The following is a 17,275-nucleotide window of genomic DNA, read 5'->3' as shown; positions in this document are numbered from 1 at the left end:
CTGCACAACCCAAGGCTCTACTCAACGAAGAGAAAGTCAGTACGATGCAACAACGACCACGGCTCACCGAATCGACGACAAAGATCGTCACGTTTGAGCGCCGACATATTCGTCCCATCCCAGTGACTGAACGGCACGGAACCACGCGGGGGCTCTTCTTCGTGTGGCTCGGCATCAACATGTTGCCGCTGACCGTTGTGACCGGTGCGCTTGGGCCAACCGTCTTTGGGTTGAGCTTCGGCTGGACCCTCGTCGCGATCGCGATCGGTAACCTCATCGGAGGCCTTGGCGCCGCGCTGCACGCTTCGCAGGGGCCAACCCTCGGTATTCCGCAGATGCTGCAGGCGCGCGGCCAATTCGGGTACTTCGGGGGCAGCTTGCTCGCGCTCATCGCGCTCGTGATGTTTCTCGGCTTCTTTGCCTCAAACCTCGTTGTTGCGTCGCAGAGCTTTGCTGCGATCTTCGACAGCGACAATATCAACGTCGGCATTATCGTTTGCGCGCTCATCGCCCTCGTCGTAGCGATCTTTGGTTACGACCTCGTGCGCAAAATGATGGCGGTTTTCTCGGTGATCATCGGCATTATCGTCGTGGTGAGCATCGTTATTACGCTGAGCAACCCGGCAACGTTTGCTGCGACTCCTGAGCTCGGGTACAACACCGCCGGGTTCTTTGGCATGGTCGCCGTCGGCGTCACCTGGCAGCTCGCCTACGCCCCGTACGTTTCAGATTATTCGCGGTACATGCCGGCAGACGGGGGAGCGAAAGAGGCGTTCTGGGCAACCTACCTAGGGCTTGTTCTCGGAACGGTGCTCGTGATGGTACTCGGAGCCATCGTGGGGCTTCACGCCACTGATGGCGACATCATGGCGGCGCTCGGCGGGCTTCTCGGCGGGTTCGGGCCACTGGTTCTTTTTGCCTTCGGTGTTGCCTCGGCGGTCATGAACTCATCAAACATTTACTCGGGCGTCATGTGCTCGCTCACGGTATTTGAAACGATCTCAGAGGAAATTCGTATCAATACCCGCGCCCGGGTGCTCATGTCAGTTGCCTATGCGTTGCTCGCGATGTTCGGCGCCATCATTGGCAAAGATAACTTCCTCGTCATCTTCGGCGACTTCGTTTCGATGCTGCTCTACGTGCTCATTCCATGGTCAGCGATCAACCTCATCGACTACTTTGTGCTTCGCAAAGGGGAATATTCGGTCGGCGACATGTTTGAACGAAACGGCGGTCGATACGGCAGATGGGACGTGGTCGGGCTGGTGAGCTACCTCATTGGCATCATCGTGCAGATACCGTTTATGGTGAGCACGATGTACACGGGCCCGATGGCTGAACCGCTTGGGTTTGTCGATATTGCTTGGCTGCTCGGCTTCGCTGTGCCGGCCCTCGTGTACGGGGTGTGGAAGCGCGCCAAGCTCGGCAGTACGCAGCGAGAAGAAGGAGCGCTTGTATGATCGCAGATCGCATTGTGACGAATGCGCAGTTGTGGCTGCCTGAGCCGAGCGCAGCGATCGCTGTTGCTTGGGCTGATCAAACGATCCTCGCGGTCGGCACCAACGAAGAGGTACTCGAGTACCGTGGCGCGTCGACCCTGGTGACCGACGCGGGTGGTGCCGCGCTTCTTCCTGGCTTTCACGATGCGCATATCCATGCGCAGTCGGGCGGTATCGCGCTCACGGGCTGCGATCTTGACGCAGAGCACTCCCTCGAGGGGTACCGCCGACTCATCGAGGAATACGCCGCGAGTCATGATGATGAGTGGGTCACGGGGTCTGGATGGTTCGGCGACGTGTTTGCCGGCGGGTTTCCTCATCGCGAGCTCCTTGACGACATTCTTGGCGAACGCCCCGCGGTGTTCACGAGTCACGATGCTCACGGCATCTGGGTGAATACCGCTGCGCTCACGAGGGCGGGAATCGACGATGAGACCCGAGACCCGGCTGCCGGGCGCATCGTTCGTGACGAGTCGGGCCACGCAACGGGCATGCTCATCGACACCGCGGGTGAGCTGGTTACAAGGCTGCTCCCCGAACCCGATCAAGCGTCGTTGCGCTCGGCGCTCCTCGCCGCCCAGGAACGTCTGTTCTCGCTCGGGGTAACCGCCTGGCACGATGCAATTCTTGGTGAATACCTCACACTGCCCGATTGCATCCCGGCGTACCTTGAAACCGTCAGCGACGGTTCATTGCGCGCTCGCGTCACCGGCTCGGTGTGGTGGCCGATCGAAGCTGGAGTGAGCTTCGTGCCCGAGATGATTGCCCGCGTTCGCGAACTGCGCGAGGCAGGCATGGCGGTGAATAGCGTCAAGATCATGCAAGACGGGATCTGCGAGAACTGTACGGCGGCCCTGATTGCTCCGTACACGGGAGTGAACCCCGAACAACGCGGCGACTCCGTCATCGAACCGCGGGTGCTGCACGAGATCACGGCAGCGCTCGACGCGGCAGGGCTCAGCGTTCACTTTCACGGCGTGGGTGATAGAGCAGTGAGGGAGTGCCTCGATGCGGTTGCCTATGCGAGGGAGCGCAATGGCTCGGGGCAGGCGCACCAGATCGCTCACCTCGATGTCGTTGACGAGCAAGACATTGCACGGTTTGCAGATCTCGGCGTGACGGCAAACTTGCAGCCGCTCTGGGCCCGAAACGATCAAGAAATACTCGAACGAAAGCTGCCCCTCATTGGTGAAGAGCGTTTTGGTTGGCACTTTCCGTTCGGTTCTTTGCACCGCGCCGGGGCCCATCTGGCGATGGGCAGTGACTGGCCGGTGACGAGCCCTGACCCCCTGTGGGGGTTGCACACCGCAACACAACGAACTGCTCCTCTCGCCGATAAGCACGCGCTGAACCCTGAGTCACGCGTCGCGGCGCAACCCGAACAGCGCCTCGACGTGGCAACCGCTCTTCGGGCATACACGCTTGGCAGTGCTGAGATTTCTGGCAATGCGGCGATGATCGGAAGTCTGGAGCCGGGCAAGCTGGCCGACCTCGTCGTGCTGAGCGGGGCGATTGACGGCGCGCACTCGTTCGATGAGTTGCGCGTCACCGAGACGATTCTCGGCGGCCAAACGGTGTATCTGGCTGAGTAACGTCACCCGTGAATGCGTTCAGTGGGGTTGCCCGGCGGCTTGCCAGACAACCCCACTGAGCAATGACTAGAAGAGGATGAGCTTCGCGATCTCGAAGTAGATAATGAGGCCGGTTCCATCAACGAGCGTCGTGATGAAGGGGCCCGAGATGACGGCTGGGTCCTTCTTGAACTTCTGCAGCACCATGGGCAAGATCGACGCGACGATCGAGCTCCAGATGACAATCGCGGCTACCGTGAGGGCGACCACGAGCGAGATCTCGAAGCCGACGCCCAGGATGCTCGCGCGAATGATGCCGGCCGCAGCCATGCACGCGCCGATGAGCACGCCGGTGGAGATCTCTTTGCGCAGGACGCGCCAGATATCTTTCATCGTCACCTCGCCGACCGCCATGGCACGCACGAGTGTCGTCGTGATCTGTGTGCCCGTGTTACCGCCAGTGCCGATGAGCAGTGGAATGAAGAACGCGAGCGCGATGACCGACTCGAGCTGGTCTTCGAATGCGCGCAGCACCGTGCCCGTGTACGACTCGGCGACGAACAGCACCAGGATCCACAGGATGCGCTTGCGCCAGAGCATCCACGGGGTCGCCTTGAGGTAGGGAACCCCGAGCGGGGTTGAGGCGCCCTGCTTTTCGGCGTCTTCGGTGCCCTCTTCTTCGATGATGTCGGCCACGTCGTCGACCGTGATGATGCCGATGACGGTGCCGTTCTCGACCACGGGAATCGCGACTAAGCGGTAGCTGCTCAGCAGCTGGGCCGCCTCTTCCTGGTCGGCGTAGGGGTCAACCGAGACGAAGTCGGTGTTCGTGAGCTCAGCGACGGTCATCTCGCTCTCGGCGAGCGCGAGGTCACGAAAGCTGACGACGCCGTGAAAGTTGCCCTGTTTGGTGACGTAGACGTAGGCGATGGTTTCTGCCTGCTCGAGGAAGTCGCGCAGACGGTGCATCGCGTCGCCAACGCTCGACGTGGCCTCGACCGTGAGAAAGCGCGGGGTCATGCGCGAAGCGGCACTCTCAACGGGCCACTGCATGAGCTGCTCGAACTGCTCGCGCGAGTCGGGTGAGAGCTGCGCGATGATTGTCGGAGCGGCGGGAAGCTCACGCAGAATTGCGACGGCCAGGTCGGGCTGCGAGAGGTCGAGCACCTCGGCGGCGCGAGAGTGTTCGAGCTTGCCGACGGCCGTAGCGGCCTCGGCTATGGGCAACCGTTCGAGCGCGAGCGCGGCATCAACGGCCGTCATCGGTGCGAGGTTCACGGGCTTCGTGTTGTTTTTGCGCGTGCTTGAATGAAAGATGTTTTTCGACATGATCTTCTTCTTCTGGGTAAAAATGCCACAGCAAGACACCGACGCTCAAACGTGAAGCGTCGGGATGTAATGCTCGAACAGAGTTGCACTGATCGTGCTGGTCGAATCCATGTAAGAGCTTTGACTCTATGCAGCGTATCTACAATCAGAAGCCACTTGGGGCAACACCTTAAGCCGATGTTGCCTGTCCTGATCTTGGGCATCTCTCGATGTCGTCAGATCAGTGGCCTGTGTCTGCATAGGAGCCTCGCCTAACGAGACAACCAGGGTCTACAGTACAAGAAACTTCGCAAGTGTCAAACCATGCGCCGTTATTGACCCGGTTATGCGCTCGGTGACTCACTTTGATCACGTTGGCTCCACGCGGCGGTCGCCTGGAGGTTTGCCTGCGCGCTCTCGGCTGCTGCCTCGGGGTCGCGGGCAACGATCGCATCGAGCACTTCGTCGTGGCCGCGGCGCTCGTCGCGACAAAAGCCGTCGCGGCTTTGCGCCGTGCTCATTGACTCGTGAAGGCGAGGTAGGAGCGCGGTATATACCTCGAACAGAATGGGGTTGTGGGCGGCCCGGGCTATGGCCTCGTGCACGGCAACATCGGCGTCGACCCAGCCCTCGTCGCTCACGCTCGCGCGCTCACTGAGGGCCTTGCTGATGCGTTCGATGTCGTCGTTGGTTGCGCGCTCTGCCGCGAGTCTCGCGAGCTGTGGTTCGAGGGTGATGCGTGCCTCGAGCACATCGTCGAGTGAAGCCCCGGAACGGGCGAGCGCACCGGGAACCTCGCTGCGGGCGCGCACGAAGGTGCCGTCGCCCCGGCGAATCTCGAGCATGCCCGTGTACTGCAGCGCGCGCAGTGCCTCGCGCAGGGTGCCACGCGCGACACCGAGGGAGGCCATGAGCTCAGACTCGGGCGGAATCTTCTCGTCGACCCTCCAACGCCCCTCGACGATTTCTGCGCGCAGTCGCTCGACGACCTGATCGCTCAGCGAGGCCTGCGGTACCGGGGTCAGACTCATGTATGCAATGATAGTACCTTGTTTTGGTTAGACGTTAGACCTTTGGGGGTGAAGTGGTGACTGCACGAGGCACAACCGCTCAGAACACTGGGCGCCCGGCGCTCATGATCGTTGCGTTGCTGCTTGTCGCGCTGAACCTCAGGCTCGCGATCACGAGCGCGAGCGCCCTGCTCACCGCGCTCACCGAGTCGGGAGCGCTCACCCCCGTCACCGTCGTCATCATTCCGGCACTCCCCACCGCAGTGTTCGCCGTCGCGGGCATCGCGACCGCCGGGCTGGCAGAGCGCTTAGGTAGGGAGCGCACCGTGCTCTTTGGCATGATCGCGCTCACGCTCGGCCTCACCATTCGCGGCATCGCATCGCCGTGGATCATCGTGCTCGGCACCGTCGTCGCGACCGGCGGCCTCGCCGTCGTGAACATTTTGCTGCCCGCGGTCGTTCGCGCCCACTTTGGTACGCGGATCGGCGCCGTCACGACGGCCTACACGACCGTCATGCCGCTCGGGGCCGCTTTTGCTGCTGCCGCCGCGGTCCCGTTCGCCGAGCGTATCGGGAGCCCCTCGCTCGGCCTTGCGCTCTGGGCGCTTCCGGCCCTCGTCGGCGTCATCGCGTGGGCGTTGCTCATGCCTCGCACCGCGCCAGAACCCCGATTGCCACTCGAGTCCGGCCAGAAGCGAAGGCTTCCAACCGGCACGTGGCTTCTCGCGGCCTATTTCGCGCTCCAGTCACTCCTCAGTTACGTCATGATGGGCTGGCTGCCCACCATTACTTCTGATGCTGGCATCGCGCCAGAGCGCTCTGGTGTGTTGCTCGGTATCGCCATGGCGGTCGGCGTGCCGACGACGGTCGTCGTGGTCTCGCTCGCGAGTGGCATTAAGCGCATGCGGGTCGGCTTCATTCTCATCGCCCTATCGACCGTGAGTGCAATGCTCGGGTTGCTCATTGCCCCGCAGGCGATGCCCGAGCTCTGGGCCGTGCTCATCGGCGTTGGTATGAGCGCTTTCCCGCTCTTGCTCGCGCTCATTGCCGGGTTCGGCGCCGACGCGACCGAGTCTGCGCGGGTGTCGAGCGTTGTGCAGTCGGTGGGGTACTCCGTTGCGACGCTCGGGCCGTTGGGGGCAGGGGCTGTCAGCCAGCTTCTGGGGTCGTGGGATGCGGTGCTCGTGGGCCTCGCGGTGCTCGCAGTGGTGCAGGGAACCATCGGCATTCTGGTGACGCGCGTGCTCGCGAAGAACCGGCGCGAAGCGCGTCGATCCGCTTAGTGATCATGGGGCGCATCGCAGGATGTCGCAAACGGCTCGGTGGGTGACGCGTTCTGCGCAGACGGCATGGTTAGGCAAGGCTAACCTCATGAGAAGAGCCTTTCTTGTGCTCGATCCCCGGGGGTTCCCGCAGGGGAGATCGTTCTTTTGACCCGAAAGAAACCATGACATTCGTGATGCCAACACTCAAACCTGCCGCGCTCATTTCTGGCGCGGTCGCGGCCCTGCTCGTGCTGAGCGGCTGCTCATCGACGCCCGAGGGCGATGCCAAACCCGACACGGCAGGGGAATCGTCGACCTCAGCGCTGCTGCCCGAGGCCGAGGGCAAGACTGACTACCCGCTCACCCTCGAGACGCCGTTCGGCGACACCACGCTCGATGAGCGCCCCGACCGCATCGCGATCGTCACCTCGGCGACCCCCGACACCGACGCGCTGCTCGCTTTGGGCGGCACTCCCGTTTTTGCGCCCTCGACGATCGAGCGTAACTCGTGGCTCGACGCGAGCCTCACCGACCCCATCGAGACGATTTGGGATGCGAGCCCCGACGTTGAGCTGCCGGCCGAGGCCGTTGCCGCGAGCAAGCCAGACCTCATCGTCACGCTCCAGGCGCTCGATACTTTCGATCAGAAGGCGTTTGACCAGCTGAGCGCGATCGCACCAGTTCTGTATGCCGAGGTCGACTCGCTGAGCTGGCAAGACCTCACACAAACGCTCGGTGACACCATCGACCTCGGTGACCGTGCTGCCGAGGCTGTCGCCGATACCGAGAGCGTCATCGAGCGCACCCGCGAGGCGCACCCCGAGTTTGAGGGCAAGACCGCGACCCACGTGATTGCGCACTCAGAGAAGGCCGGCGCCTTCTACGCGAGCACCCCGGGCTCGAACACCGAGCAGCTCTTCAACGAGCTTGGTTTCGTGCTGCCAGAGGCAGCGCAGTCAGTTGCCCCCGGCACGAAGATCAGTGACGAGCTCATGGGCATGATCGACGCCGACTTCTTGCTCATCAGCACGATTACCGAGCCCGAGTTCTTCCTTGACTCGCCGCTGCTGCAGAGCGTTCCGGCTGTTGCCGAGGGGCGTGCGGTCATTGACCCGGCCGAAGAGGGCACGACGACGAATAACTTCGCGTGGGGCCTGAACCAGCAGAGCGTGCTCAGCATTCCCTGGCTCATCGAGCGGCTCGCCGAGATGGGCTCAGAGGCGCTGAGCTAGCGGCACCCCGAAACCTCACGGGCGTGCGCCACCCCTCTGCGGGGCGGTGCACGCCCTGCCGCCGTCACGCACACCAGAAAGCTTCAGCGCTATGACCTCTCTCAGAGCCAACTCCACGAGCCTGGACGACCCGCCGGGGGCCCCACCCGGTACAGCCGCCGTGCGTGGCCTCGCTCGCCGACGCACGGTAGGAATGCTCGTGATCGTTGGTGCCCTTGTGCTTGCCGCGACCGCGAGTCTCGCCTTCGGTGCCAAAATACTGAGCGTTGAAGAGACATGGGCCGCGTTCTGGCACCCTGACGGGTCAGAGGCGGCAACGATCGTGTGGACCCTGCGAGCGCCCCGCACGCTCGCAGGCATCGTCGTCGGCGCGGCGTTTGGCGTTGCGGGCGCACTCATTCAGGCGCTCACCCGCAACCCGATCGCCGACCCGGGTATTCTCGGTGTGAACGCTGGGGCTGGCTTCGCCGTGACCATCGGCATCGGCATCACAGGGGTGACGAACGCGAGTGAGTACGTGTGGTACGCCTTCATCGGCGCGGCCCTCGCGACGCTGCTCGTGACCCTCATAGGTTCTGCCGGTCGCGGCCCGGCGTCGCCAGTGACGCTCGTGCTCGCAGGTGTCGCGCTTGGCGCCGTACTCAATGGCTTTTCGACCTTTCTCTCACTCATCGATCCTGATACGTTTCGGGCCGTACGCAACTGGGGTCTCGGGTCGATCGAGCGAACCGACCTGGGCGACACGCTCTCAGTGCTGCCGCTCATTGTCGTGGGCCTCGTCATCGCGCTCCTCGTGTCGGGCCCGCTGAACTCGATTGCGCTCGGCGACGAGCTCGCGGCGACGCTGGGTGCGCGGGTTGCCCGTACCAGGGTGCTCGTCATCATCGCGGTGACGCTCCTCGCCGGAGGTGGCACGGCGCTCACGGGAGGTATCGGTTTTGTCGGGCTCATGGTTCCGCACATTATGCGGTGGATCTTCGGCCCAGACCAGCGCTGGATTCTCGCGACCTCTGCACTCGCGGCACCCGTGCTTGTGCTCGCAGCCGACGTGCTCGGGCGCGTGATTGCGCGACCCGGCGAGATTGAGGTGGGCGTGCTGACCGCCATTATCGGTGCCCCCGTGCTCATCGCACTCGTGCGCGGGCGAAAGTCGAGCGGGCTATGAGTGCCAGGCGCGTGTTAACGAAGCGCGGGGGAGTGCGGCCCATCGACTTCGGTTCCCGGGTGCGGGTCGTGCGCACACGGTTTACCTCACACCGTTTCTCGACCCGCGTGCTCGGTGTCTCGGCGTTCCTGTTTATGGTCGCTATCGGCGTGGCCATCGTCGCCATTCGGTTCGGGGATTTCCCGCTCACGGTGCGTGAAGTGCTCACCGTGCTCGGGGGAGCCGGCGATGAGTTTCACCGCATGATCGTGCTCGAATGGCGACTGCCTGTCGCGATCGCGGCCGTTGTCTTTGGTGCGCTGCTCGGTATTGGCGGCGCTATCTTCCAGTCACTCACGCGCAACCCCCTCGGCTCCCCTGATGTGATCGGCTTCGATGCGGGTTCGTACACGGCCGTTGTCGTCATGATTCTGGTGTTCGGTAACGCGAGCGCCTGGGCTCTGGCCGGTGCGGCGCTCGTTGGAGGGCTCGCAACCGCGATACTCGTGGCCTCGCTGGCCTACCGAAACGGCTTCCAAGGCTTTAGGCTCATCATCGTAGGCATCGGCATTTCTGCGATTTTGGGTTCTATCAACTCCTTCCTCATCACCAGATCTGACTCAACCGATGCGATCGCCGTGGGGTTTTGGGGCGCAGGATCGATTACCCGTGTTTCGTGGGCCACCCTCACCCCATCGCTCATCATTGCCGCGGTGCTCGCCCTCGCGGCGGTTGCGCTCGAGCCGAGCCTGCGAAGGCTGGAACTTGGTGACGACGTCGCGGTCGCGCAGGGGTTGCGCATTGGACCGGCTCGGTTTGCGCTGCTGGTGCTCGGCGTCGCTACGACCGCGCTCGTGACCGCTGCGGCGGGGCCCATCGGATTTATCGCGCTCGTTGCCCCGCAGCTTGCGAGGCGGCTCACCAGGTCAGCCGGGACAAGTCTGCTCTCGGCGGCTGCGATGGGCGCCGCGTTGCTTGCGACCGCCCACCTCGTTTCGCTGCTCATCGCGCAGGCCTACCGTGCCATTCCGGTCGGGCTCATCACCGTGTGCCTCGGTGGCCTCTACCTCATCTGGCTACTCATTCGAGAGTCACGCCGTGTTGGCACGGCGAGCTCATCGTGACCGGAACCCCTCGAAGAAAGCAACGTATGTACGACCACCTAGACCACGCAGACCGTGACCCCTCGAGCCGGCTGCGCATCGACCACGCAACGATAGGTTATGACCGTCGCGTGATTTCACGGGACCTCACGACCGAAATTCCAGCGGGCTCCTTTACCGCGATCATCGGCCCGAACGGATGCGGTAAGTCGACGCTCCTGCGGGCCTTTGCCCGCGTGCTTACCCCTGAGCAAGGTCACGTGTTGCTCGACGGGCGTGCCATCTCGTCGATGCGCGCAAAAGAGGTCGCTCGTGAGCTCGGCCTGCTCGCACAGACCTCGTTTGCCCCCGACGGCATCAGGGTCGCTGACCTCGTTGCCAGGGGCAGGGCCCCTCACCAATCACTCCTCCAACAGTGGCAGCAGGCCGACGAAGATGCGGTGACCGCGGCGCTCGCAGCAACGCACCTGAGTGACCTTTCTGACAGGCTCGTCGACGAGCTCTCGGGCGGTCAGCGCCAGCGGGTGTGGGTCGCGATGCTTCTCGCGCAGCAAACATCGATCATGCTGCTTGACGAGCCCACGACCTTTCTCGACATTGCGCACCAGTACGAGCTGCTTGAACTGTTTCGAACGCTGCATGAGGACGGCAAAACGCTTGTCGCCGTGCTGCATGATCTTGGCCAGGCGGCACGCTATGCCGACCACCTTATTGTGATGCGCGATGGGCAGATCGTGACGACGGGGCCGCCAGCCGAGGTCATCACCCCCGAGCTCATCGAGCGCGTGTTTGGCCTGCGGTGCCTCGTGCTGCCCGATCAGGTGACGGGAACACCAACGGTTGTTCCGCTCGATCCGAGAATCGCTTCGGCCGCTTCGGGTTCAGCGGCGAACGAGGTGGGACTCACCCCGTAAAAGCCGCGAAATGTTCGCGCGAAACTGTTCGGGTGCTGGTAGCCAACGCGAAACGCGACCGAAGTAACCGACGCCTCAGAACGCAAGAGTTTTGCTGCGAGGTGCATTCGGCAGCGAAGACGCCACTCACGAAACGTTAGCCCGGTCTCAGCGACAAAGGCTCGCTCAAGACTGCGGCAGCTCGTGTGCACCTCGAGCGCCCAGTCGACGGCCCTCCGCTCGTCGCCGGGGTTCAACAGGAGCGCTGCTGCAACCGCTGCGGCGGTTGGCGTTGTCGGGAGCGGCAGGTTCTCGGGCATCGAGGCGCCGCGCTCGAGAATTGAGAGCACCTGGCGCTGAATGTTGGCCCCGGGTTGAATGATCGTGCTGCGGCTCTGATATAGCGCGAGAAACATGTCTTGCTCGCGTTCGAGAATGCGCACGACGGTTGGTCCGCGCAGCACGGTTGCCGTGTGGTCGATGGGAAACCAGTAGGGGAACACCACCGAATCGGGCCTGACCTCGAGTGCGTGGGGCGTCTCGACCGGTAACCAGAGAACCTCGCCCTCGTGCAGCACGGTGGTGCGGTCGGCGTGCCGAAAGAGCGTTGAGCCGCGTACCTGCCAGAACGCCATGTGCTGGTCGTCGTGGCAAATCTCAGGAACCGCGACCGCTGGAATGTGCAGCGGGATCTTGAGTGCTGGGTCGTTCGCGGTGGGTGTGCTCGGTGTCACCGTGCCCCTTTCTGTCGTGCTGGGCGCCGTGACTGTCGAGTTCTGCGCCGCGCTATAAAACGAAGTTAGCCTAACCTATCTTAGGGCTGATGTTTGTCGGCCTGAGTTACGTTACCGAAGGAACCAGCATGGCCCGGAGTTTGCGCCCGATCGACGTTTTTCCGCTCACGACTCGCACCCTGAGCGTGTTGCGTGTCGTTGATGTGACCCCGGGTATGCGCCGCGTCACCCTGGGGGGCCCTGCACTTGCGGCGCACACTGCTGAGAACGGGTACCATGTTGCCGCGTTTCGTTCAGACGGTGTTGACGATGAATTCAAGATTCTGCTCAAGCATCCCGATGCCGAGGTCGCGGTTGGTCCAACGCAGGCAGACGGCCTGCTCGTCTGGCCACGCCACGACGAGCATCTCGTCATGCGCACGTACTCGGTGAGGCGTTGGAACCCCGAGACCGGCGAAATCGATATCGACTTTGTGCTGCACGGTGTCGGCGCAGCGAGTACCTGGGCGAGGCGCACCCAGCCCGGTGATCTCATGCAAATCGCAGGGCCGAAGGCCTCGTCGGGTCACCCCGTGAGCGCTGACTGGACGCTGATTGCCGGCGACGAAACCGCGCTGCCCGCAATTGGTCGCTGGCTCGAGGAGTGGCCAGAGGGCGCGCGAGGTCAGGTCTTCATCGAAGTGGCCGAGCAGTCGCATCGCCAGCAGCTGCCAACCCCGCCAGGGGTTGAGGTTACCTGGCTGTCGCGCGACGGAGCAGAACCCGGCACGACGACGCTTCTCTACGATGCGATCACCGGAGCAGAATGGTGGCCAGGAACGGCCTTCGCCTGGGTCGCGGGCGAAACGCACACCCTCACCCCGATTCGCCGCTGGCTGCGCAATGAGCGGGGCCTTGGCAAAGAACAGGTCGAGGTCACCGGGTATTGGCGCAGGCACGAGGTTGTGGCATCAGCGAACGATAGCGCGGTTCCTGACGAAGCCGCGCGTGAGAGCGCCCAAGAGAAGTTCTTGCACCTCAGTGAGATCATGCCGGCCGTCACGATTCGTATTGCGGCAACCATCGGGCTTGCCGGTGCATTCAACAGCGCACCGCGAACCGTGGCCGAGCTCGCCGCGGCGACCGAGACCGATCCCGTGGGCCTCGGCAAGATGCTGCGGTATCTCGAGTCGATCGAGCTGACCGAGCTGCATGATGACGGGCGTTATTCGCTCACGCAGGCCGGCAAAGAACTCGAAAACGAGTTTATTGGTGAGATTCTTTCGCTTGACGGCCCCGAGGGTCACCGTGAGCTCCACGGCCTGCTCGCTTTGTCAGCGGCGATTCGAACCGGCAAGGGAGATCATGCGGCCTGGTTTGGAGCCGGGTTCGAAGAGAGCGTGCAGAGCGACCCCACGGCGATTCTCAAGCGCGTTGAGCACGAGGCAGAGGGCGCGGTCTATGTCACCGGAAGCGTTGCGGCGTCGCCGCTCTTCGAAGGGCTCACCTCGTTGCGCGTCGCTGGTCGCGCGGCGGGTGCGTTTGCTGAGCGCATGGTCGCGGTTCATCCCGAGCTGCGCGTGAGCGTGCTTGCGGCTCCGAGCGAACTCGCGGCAATGAGCACAGTGCACCCTGATCACGAACGCATCGTGTTCGAGCCGGGGAGCATGCTCGAGGCGAGACCCGAACCGACCGACGGCTACCTCATCTGTGCCAGGGTTGAGACGCTCTCTGATGCCGACGCCGTGTTCATGCTGCGACAGGCGGCGGCGAGCCTTACCGAGGGTGGCCGCATCATTATTTTCGGCAGCGTACTCGACCCGGATCAGGCTCACGATCACGACTTTGAAGAAGACCTGTTGCTCTTCTCGCTGAGCGGCGGGAGCGCACGGTTTCACGAGGAGTACCTGCGTCTCTTCTCAAAGGCAGGTCTCGAGCTGAGCGCGCAAGATACGGTTGGGTGGGGCCGAACGATCTACGCCCTGACGGCCCGCGCGTAGCCAAGTGGTGAAGGGAAGCGGCAGGGCGGTCTGGGGCCGGTTTGAAGCCCCAGAAGAGCAGCCGGCAGAGCCCCGGCTTGTGCCTCGGCCGCGCATCAGCGCCCCTCAGCTGAGTTATGACATCTTTCGTTCGGTTCGTGGCACCGTGGTCGTGGCTGCCGGGCTCATCGTCCTGTTTGACGTGGCGAGCATGCTCGTGCCCGTGGTTATCGGAATGATCGTCGAGACGGTGATCGCCCCGGCAGCCTCAGGGCATGCCCTCCCTTCGCTGTGGCCCGCGATCGCCATGGGATTTGGGTCGCTCATCGGGCTTTTTGTGCTCATGAACGTGGGCAATCGCTTCGGCAGTCGGCTGGGGTGGCTCGGGGTGCAGCGGGCTAAGTACGAGTTGACGCAACGGGTGCTTGAGCGTCTCGTCGATGAGCGGGGGCTTTCGGGCGATGAACGGCACCCCGGTTCCCTCCTCGCGCTCGCGACGGGCGACGTGCATCGGGCGTGCCTCGTGCTGTACCTTGTCGTGTACCCGCCCGCGCAACTGATCGGTCTTGGGGTTGGTGCCACGGTGCTCTGCTCCATTCACCTTGGGCTTGGGCTCACGGTTTTCGTCGGTCTCCCGCTGCTACTGGCGCTGAGTGCGCTCATCGCGCGGCCTCTCCAACGCCGCAGTATGGCTGAGCAGGCCGAGGTTGCCGATGCCGCGGCGAGCGCCGCCGATCTTCTCTCGGGTTTCCGGGTGATTCGAGGTCTGTACGCAGAGCAACTCGCGACGCGTCGCTACCGGGAAAAGAGCCGTACGGCCCTCGCTTCGACCCTTCGCGCCCGCGAGGCCCGTGCCGTTTTCGAGGGTTGTACCGATATCTTGACTCAGCTGAGTGCCGCGGTCATCGCGATCGCGGCGACCTGGCTGGCGCTGCGCGGCACGCTCTCGGTGAGTGATCTTGTCACAGTCGCGGGTATCTCGGTGGCGCTCCTCGGGCCACTCGAATCGCTGACGAGCTCGGTTGGCTCCTTCTGGGCGGTGTCGCAGGCATCGGCTGGCCGCATCGCCGGCGTGCTCGCGACCGAAGCAAACCCGGCCTCGGCTGGTGACGCGACCCCCGGAACATCCGGCACGGGGCTCAGCCTGCGGTCGCTCGCACTCGACGAACGGTACCTTACGGCCGAGATTGGCCCCACTGAGCTCGTCGTCCTTTCGCTCCGTCAGCGCGAGGCCGCTGAGCTCGGCGCGTTGCTCTCGCTCGAGCGTCTTCCCGTGAGCGGCGAGGCGACATACGGTTCGCTCGCTGTCGCCGAGTACCAGCCAGAGGCGTTGCGAGCGCGGCTGCTCGTGGCCCCGCGCGAACCGGCGTTGTTTCCCGGCACGGTGCGTGAGAACGTGACCTTGTCAGCGGATCCCCGCTGGTCGAGCCAAGCGCACACGGCCCTGAGCGCCGCCGCTCTCGCCGAGGTCGAGCTGCCCGATGGGTACGAGCGTCTCGTGAGGGGTGGCGGCCGCGAACTCTCGGGCGGGCAGCGCCAGCGCATTGCCCTCGCGCGGGCGCTCGCCGCCGACCCCGAGGTACTCGTGCTCAGCGACCCAACGAGTTCGGTCGACACGGTAACCGAGGTGCGAATCGCTCGCGCGATCCGCGAGCTGAGAGCAGGCAAGAGCACCATCGTGGTGACCGACTCGCCAGCGTTTGTACAGATTGCCGATCGGGTGATCCGCCCTCACTCCGGCAATGAAGCCTCTCAGCCTGAGCAGTCGCGTGACCATGGTTGACCCGGCGCTCTTACCCATCGCGAGCGGTGCCGAGGTAGCGAGCGATCTTTGGCGAAGGCTTCGCGGGCGGCGCCTCGCTCTCGGAGGCGTGCTCTGCCTGTGCATCGCACAGGCCGCGGCGGCACTCGTGTTCGCCCTCGTCGTAGGCAAGCTGGTCGATCTCGTGCTTGAAACCGCGCCGCTATCGGGAGGAACCTGGGGCATGCTGTGGCCCGCCGCCTCGCTGATGGTCTCGGCAGCGCTCGCTTCGGGGTTGCTCGGGGCCTGCACCGGGATAGCGCTCGCGCGAATCACCGAGACGCTTATTGCCCAACTCCGTGAAGAATATGTGGGGGCGGCGCTCCGGCTCCCGCGAGCGACAATCGAACGTGCGGGGCCGGGAGACGCGGTGACGAGGGCTTCAGACGATATCGCTCATATCTCGGCGAGCTTGCCCGAGGCTTTGCCGAGGGTGTGCGTCTCGGTGTTCACGGTGATTCTTGCTGGGGGCAGCGTGGCGGCAATTGACCCTCGCTTTCTCGCGGTCTTTGGGCTCACCATTCCGGTCTATCTGTTGACGCTTCGGTGGTACCTTCGCACGGCACCCGCCGTCTATGCCGCCGAGCGAGAACACTATTCGCTTCGTGCTGATGCCGTGCTCGACACGCTCACCCAGCTGCCCGCGGTACGAGCGCACGGTCTCGCCCGCACGCAGCTCGACCGTATTGCTGCTGCCGGGTGGCAGACGGTGCGTTGGGCGATGCGCGCAAGAATCGTGCAAAATCGGCTCTTTGGCAGGCTCAACATCGCCGAAGCATTGGGGCTTGGCTCGTGCCTAGCGGTGGGCCTTGTGCTCGCATTGCGTGGCGAGGTGAGCCCGGGCCAAGTGACTGCGGCGGCGCTTCTCTTCGTGCGCATCGTGGTTCCCATCGAAGGGTTGCTCGGCGTTCTTGACGATCTCCAGTCGGCCCTTGCCTCGCTGGCGCGGGTGATCGGGGTTACGCTCGCGGGGTCGGCTGCAGATGATCCGCCTGCTGCGGGCATGGGCCCACACCCGCGAACTGCACCGCGGCGAGCGAATGCGGCTCCGGCAGTAACCTTGGCCGACGTCAGCTTTTCGTATGACGGGCGGCATGCGGCGCTCAGCGACATCACGCTGACGGTGCCACGGGGTGGTGTGCTTGCGGTCGTCGGCGCAACCGGGTCTGGCAAATCGACGCTCGCTGCGCTCATCGCCGGCGTGCACGAGCCAGCGGGAGGGCGGTTTGAGCGTTCGGTCGACGAGCGCGGGATTGTGACGCTCGCTCAAGAACCACACGTGTTCGCGGGGTCGTTACGCGAGAACCTCACGCTTGCAGCCCCCGAAGCGTCAGACCAAGAACTGTTGCAGGCGCTCGAACAGATTGGTTCGCAGGAGCTTGTGCCCCTCCTACGTGAGGGACTCGACACGATGCTTGGTGTGGGCGGAACTCCGCTCACCGCTACGCAGGCTCAGGAGATTGCGCTCGCGCGGGTACTGCTCGTCGACCCCGAGTTCGTCATTCTCGACGAGGCGACGGCCGATGCCGACAGCGCCAGCAGCGCCCGTCTCGACGAGGCCGTCGCCGCGGTCGTTGCCAACCGTAGTGCGGTGATCATCGCCCACAGACTGAGCCAAACGCTCATCGCCGACGAAATAGCGGTGCTCGAATCGGGGCGGCTCATTGAGCTCGGCGACCACGAGACATTGCTTGGCGCTGACGGGGCATACGCGCGGCTGTGGGCGGCAAGTGCGGGGCGGGCATGATCGGCTAGGG

At 63.9% G+C, this 17,275-nt stretch carries 13 protein-coding genes and 1 riboswitch; of the genes, 10 read left to right on the top strand and 3 right to left on the bottom strand.

Annotated elements, in window-relative coordinates:
* The first annotated feature begins 44 nt into the window (after positions 1–44).
* Entirely contained in the window at positions 45–1,460 is a 1,416-nt protein-coding gene (locus JSO19_RS03560) for a purine-cytosine permease family protein (RefSeq protein WP_270909783.1), read from the top strand.
* On the top strand, positions 1,457–3,091 hold the full coding sequence (locus tag JSO19_RS03555; protein WP_270909782.1) for an amidohydrolase: 1,635 nt from the start codon (positions 1,457–1,459) through the stop codon (positions 3,089–3,091). Before JSO19_RS03560 ends, JSO19_RS03555 begins: the two co-directional genes overlap by 4 nt.
* Before the next feature lie 66 nt (positions 3,092–3,157).
* Here the strand turns inward: JSO19_RS03555 and mgtE are convergent, their stop codons facing one another.
* Entirely contained in the window at positions 3,158–4,399 is a 1,242-nt protein-coding gene (gene mgtE / locus JSO19_RS03550; RefSeq protein WP_270909780.1) for a magnesium transporter, read from the bottom strand.
* Between the two features lie 98 nt (positions 4,400–4,497).
* A riboswitch (M-box (ykoK) riboswitch) is annotated at positions 4,498–4,665 on the bottom strand.
* 57 nt (positions 4,666–4,722) lie between these two features.
* Positions 4,723–5,409, bottom strand: a complete 687-nt coding sequence (locus JSO19_RS03545) for a FadR/GntR family transcriptional regulator (RefSeq protein ID WP_270909779.1) — start codon at positions 5,407–5,409, stop codon at positions 4,723–4,725.
* A gap of 56 nt (positions 5,410–5,465) precedes the next feature.
* Here JSO19_RS03545 and JSO19_RS03540 point away from each other — a divergent pair, with 56 nt between their 5' ends.
* The 5 genes from JSO19_RS03540 (at position 5,466) to JSO19_RS03520 (ending at position 11,046) form a co-directional block, all read left to right on the top strand.
* Complete coding sequence (locus tag JSO19_RS03540; protein WP_270909777.1) at positions 5,466–6,671, top strand: MFS transporter; 1,206 nt, start codon at positions 5,466–5,468, stop codon at positions 6,669–6,671.
* 176 nt (positions 6,672–6,847) lie between these two features.
* On the top strand, positions 6,848–7,885 hold the full coding sequence (locus JSO19_RS03535; protein ID WP_270912093.1) for an ABC transporter substrate-binding protein: 1,038 nt from the start codon (positions 6,848–6,850) through the stop codon (positions 7,883–7,885).
* 91 nt (positions 7,886–7,976) lie between these two features.
* Positions 7,977–9,050: a FecCD family ABC transporter permease gene (locus tag JSO19_RS03530; protein WP_270909776.1), complete on the top strand. Its 1,074-nt coding sequence runs from the start codon at positions 7,977–7,979 to the stop codon at positions 9,048–9,050.
* Complete coding sequence (locus JSO19_RS03525) at positions 9,047–10,153, top strand: FecCD family ABC transporter permease (RefSeq protein WP_270909775.1); 1,107 nt, start codon at positions 9,047–9,049, stop codon at positions 10,151–10,153. The genes JSO19_RS03530 and JSO19_RS03525 overlap by 4 nt, the downstream gene beginning before the upstream one ends.
* A gap of 26 nt (positions 10,154–10,179) precedes the next feature.
* Positions 10,180–11,046: an ABC transporter ATP-binding protein gene (locus tag JSO19_RS03520; RefSeq protein WP_270909774.1), complete on the top strand. Its 867-nt coding sequence runs from the start codon at positions 10,180–10,182 to the stop codon at positions 11,044–11,046.
* Here JSO19_RS03520 and JSO19_RS03515 read toward each other — a convergent pair.
* The gene (locus JSO19_RS03515) at positions 10,950–11,759 is read right to left on the bottom strand and encodes a helix-turn-helix transcriptional regulator (RefSeq protein ID WP_270909773.1); all 810 of its coding nucleotides are present in this window, start codon (positions 11,757–11,759) and stop codon (positions 10,950–10,952) included. The two genes, JSO19_RS03520 and JSO19_RS03515, sit on opposite strands and share 97 nt — an antisense overlap.
* Positions 11,760–11,887: 128 nt before the next feature.
* Between JSO19_RS03515 and JSO19_RS03510 the strand changes: the two genes are divergently transcribed.
* Genes JSO19_RS03510 through JSO19_RS03500 form a run of 3 tightly spaced genes read left to right on the top strand, consistent with a single transcriptional unit; the run spans position 11,888 to position 17,265 of the window.
* Entirely contained in the window at positions 11,888–13,738 is a 1,851-nt protein-coding gene (locus tag JSO19_RS03510; protein WP_270909771.1) for a siderophore-interacting protein, read from the top strand.
* 4 nt (positions 13,739–13,742) lie between these two features.
* Positions 13,743–15,500, top strand: coding sequence for an ABC transporter transmembrane domain-containing protein (locus JSO19_RS03505; RefSeq protein ID WP_270909770.1), 1,758 nt, complete (start codon positions 13,743–13,745; stop codon positions 15,498–15,500).
* Positions 15,460–17,265, top strand: coding sequence for an ABC transporter ATP-binding protein (locus tag JSO19_RS03500; protein WP_270909768.1), 1,806 nt, complete (start codon positions 15,460–15,462; stop codon positions 17,263–17,265). Before JSO19_RS03505 ends, JSO19_RS03500 begins: the two co-directional genes overlap by 41 nt.
* Positions 17,266–17,275: the final 10 nt, after the last annotated feature.

It is taken from the genome of Leucobacter sp. UCMA 4100, assembly GCF_027853335.1.
Classification (GTDB): Bacteria; Actinomycetota; Actinomycetes; order Actinomycetales; family Microbacteriaceae; genus Leucobacter_A.
The sequence above is the reverse complement of the archived record's forward strand: the minus strand, read 5'-3'. Positions and strand labels throughout refer to the sequence as shown.

Bases quoted from the DNA above. Each gene is read 5' to 3' on its own strand.
- mgtE (WP_270909780.1), bottom strand. From the start codon at position 4,399: ATGTCGAAAAACATCTTTCATTCAAGCACGCGCAAAAACAACACGAAG.
- JSO19_RS03535 (WP_270912093.1), top strand. From the start codon at position 6,848: ATGCCAACACTCAAACCTGCCGCGCTCATTTCTGGCGCGGTCGCGGCC.
- JSO19_RS03545 (WP_270909779.1), bottom strand. From the start codon at position 5,409: ATGAGTCTGACCCCGGTACCGCAGGCCTCGCTGAGCGATCAGGTCGTC.
- JSO19_RS03555 (WP_270909782.1), top strand. From the start codon at position 1,457: ATGATCGCAGATCGCATTGTGACGAATGCGCAGTTGTGGCTGCCTGAG.
- JSO19_RS03525 (WP_270909775.1), top strand. From the start codon at position 9,047: ATGAGTGCCAGGCGCGTGTTAACGAAGCGCGGGGGAGTGCGGCCCATC.
- JSO19_RS03520 (WP_270909774.1), top strand. From the start codon at position 10,180: ATGTACGACCACCTAGACCACGCAGACCGTGACCCCTCGAGCCGGCTG.
- JSO19_RS03510 (WP_270909771.1), top strand. From the start codon at position 11,888: ATGGCCCGGAGTTTGCGCCCGATCGACGTTTTTCCGCTCACGACTCGC.
- JSO19_RS03500 (WP_270909768.1), top strand. From the start codon at position 15,460: ATGAAGCCTCTCAGCCTGAGCAGTCGCGTGACCATGGTTGACCCGGCG.
- JSO19_RS03530 (WP_270909776.1), top strand. From the start codon at position 7,977: ATGACCTCTCTCAGAGCCAACTCCACGAGCCTGGACGACCCGCCGGGG.
- JSO19_RS03560 (WP_270909783.1), top strand. From the start codon at position 45: ATGCAACAACGACCACGGCTCACCGAATCGACGACAAAGATCGTCACG.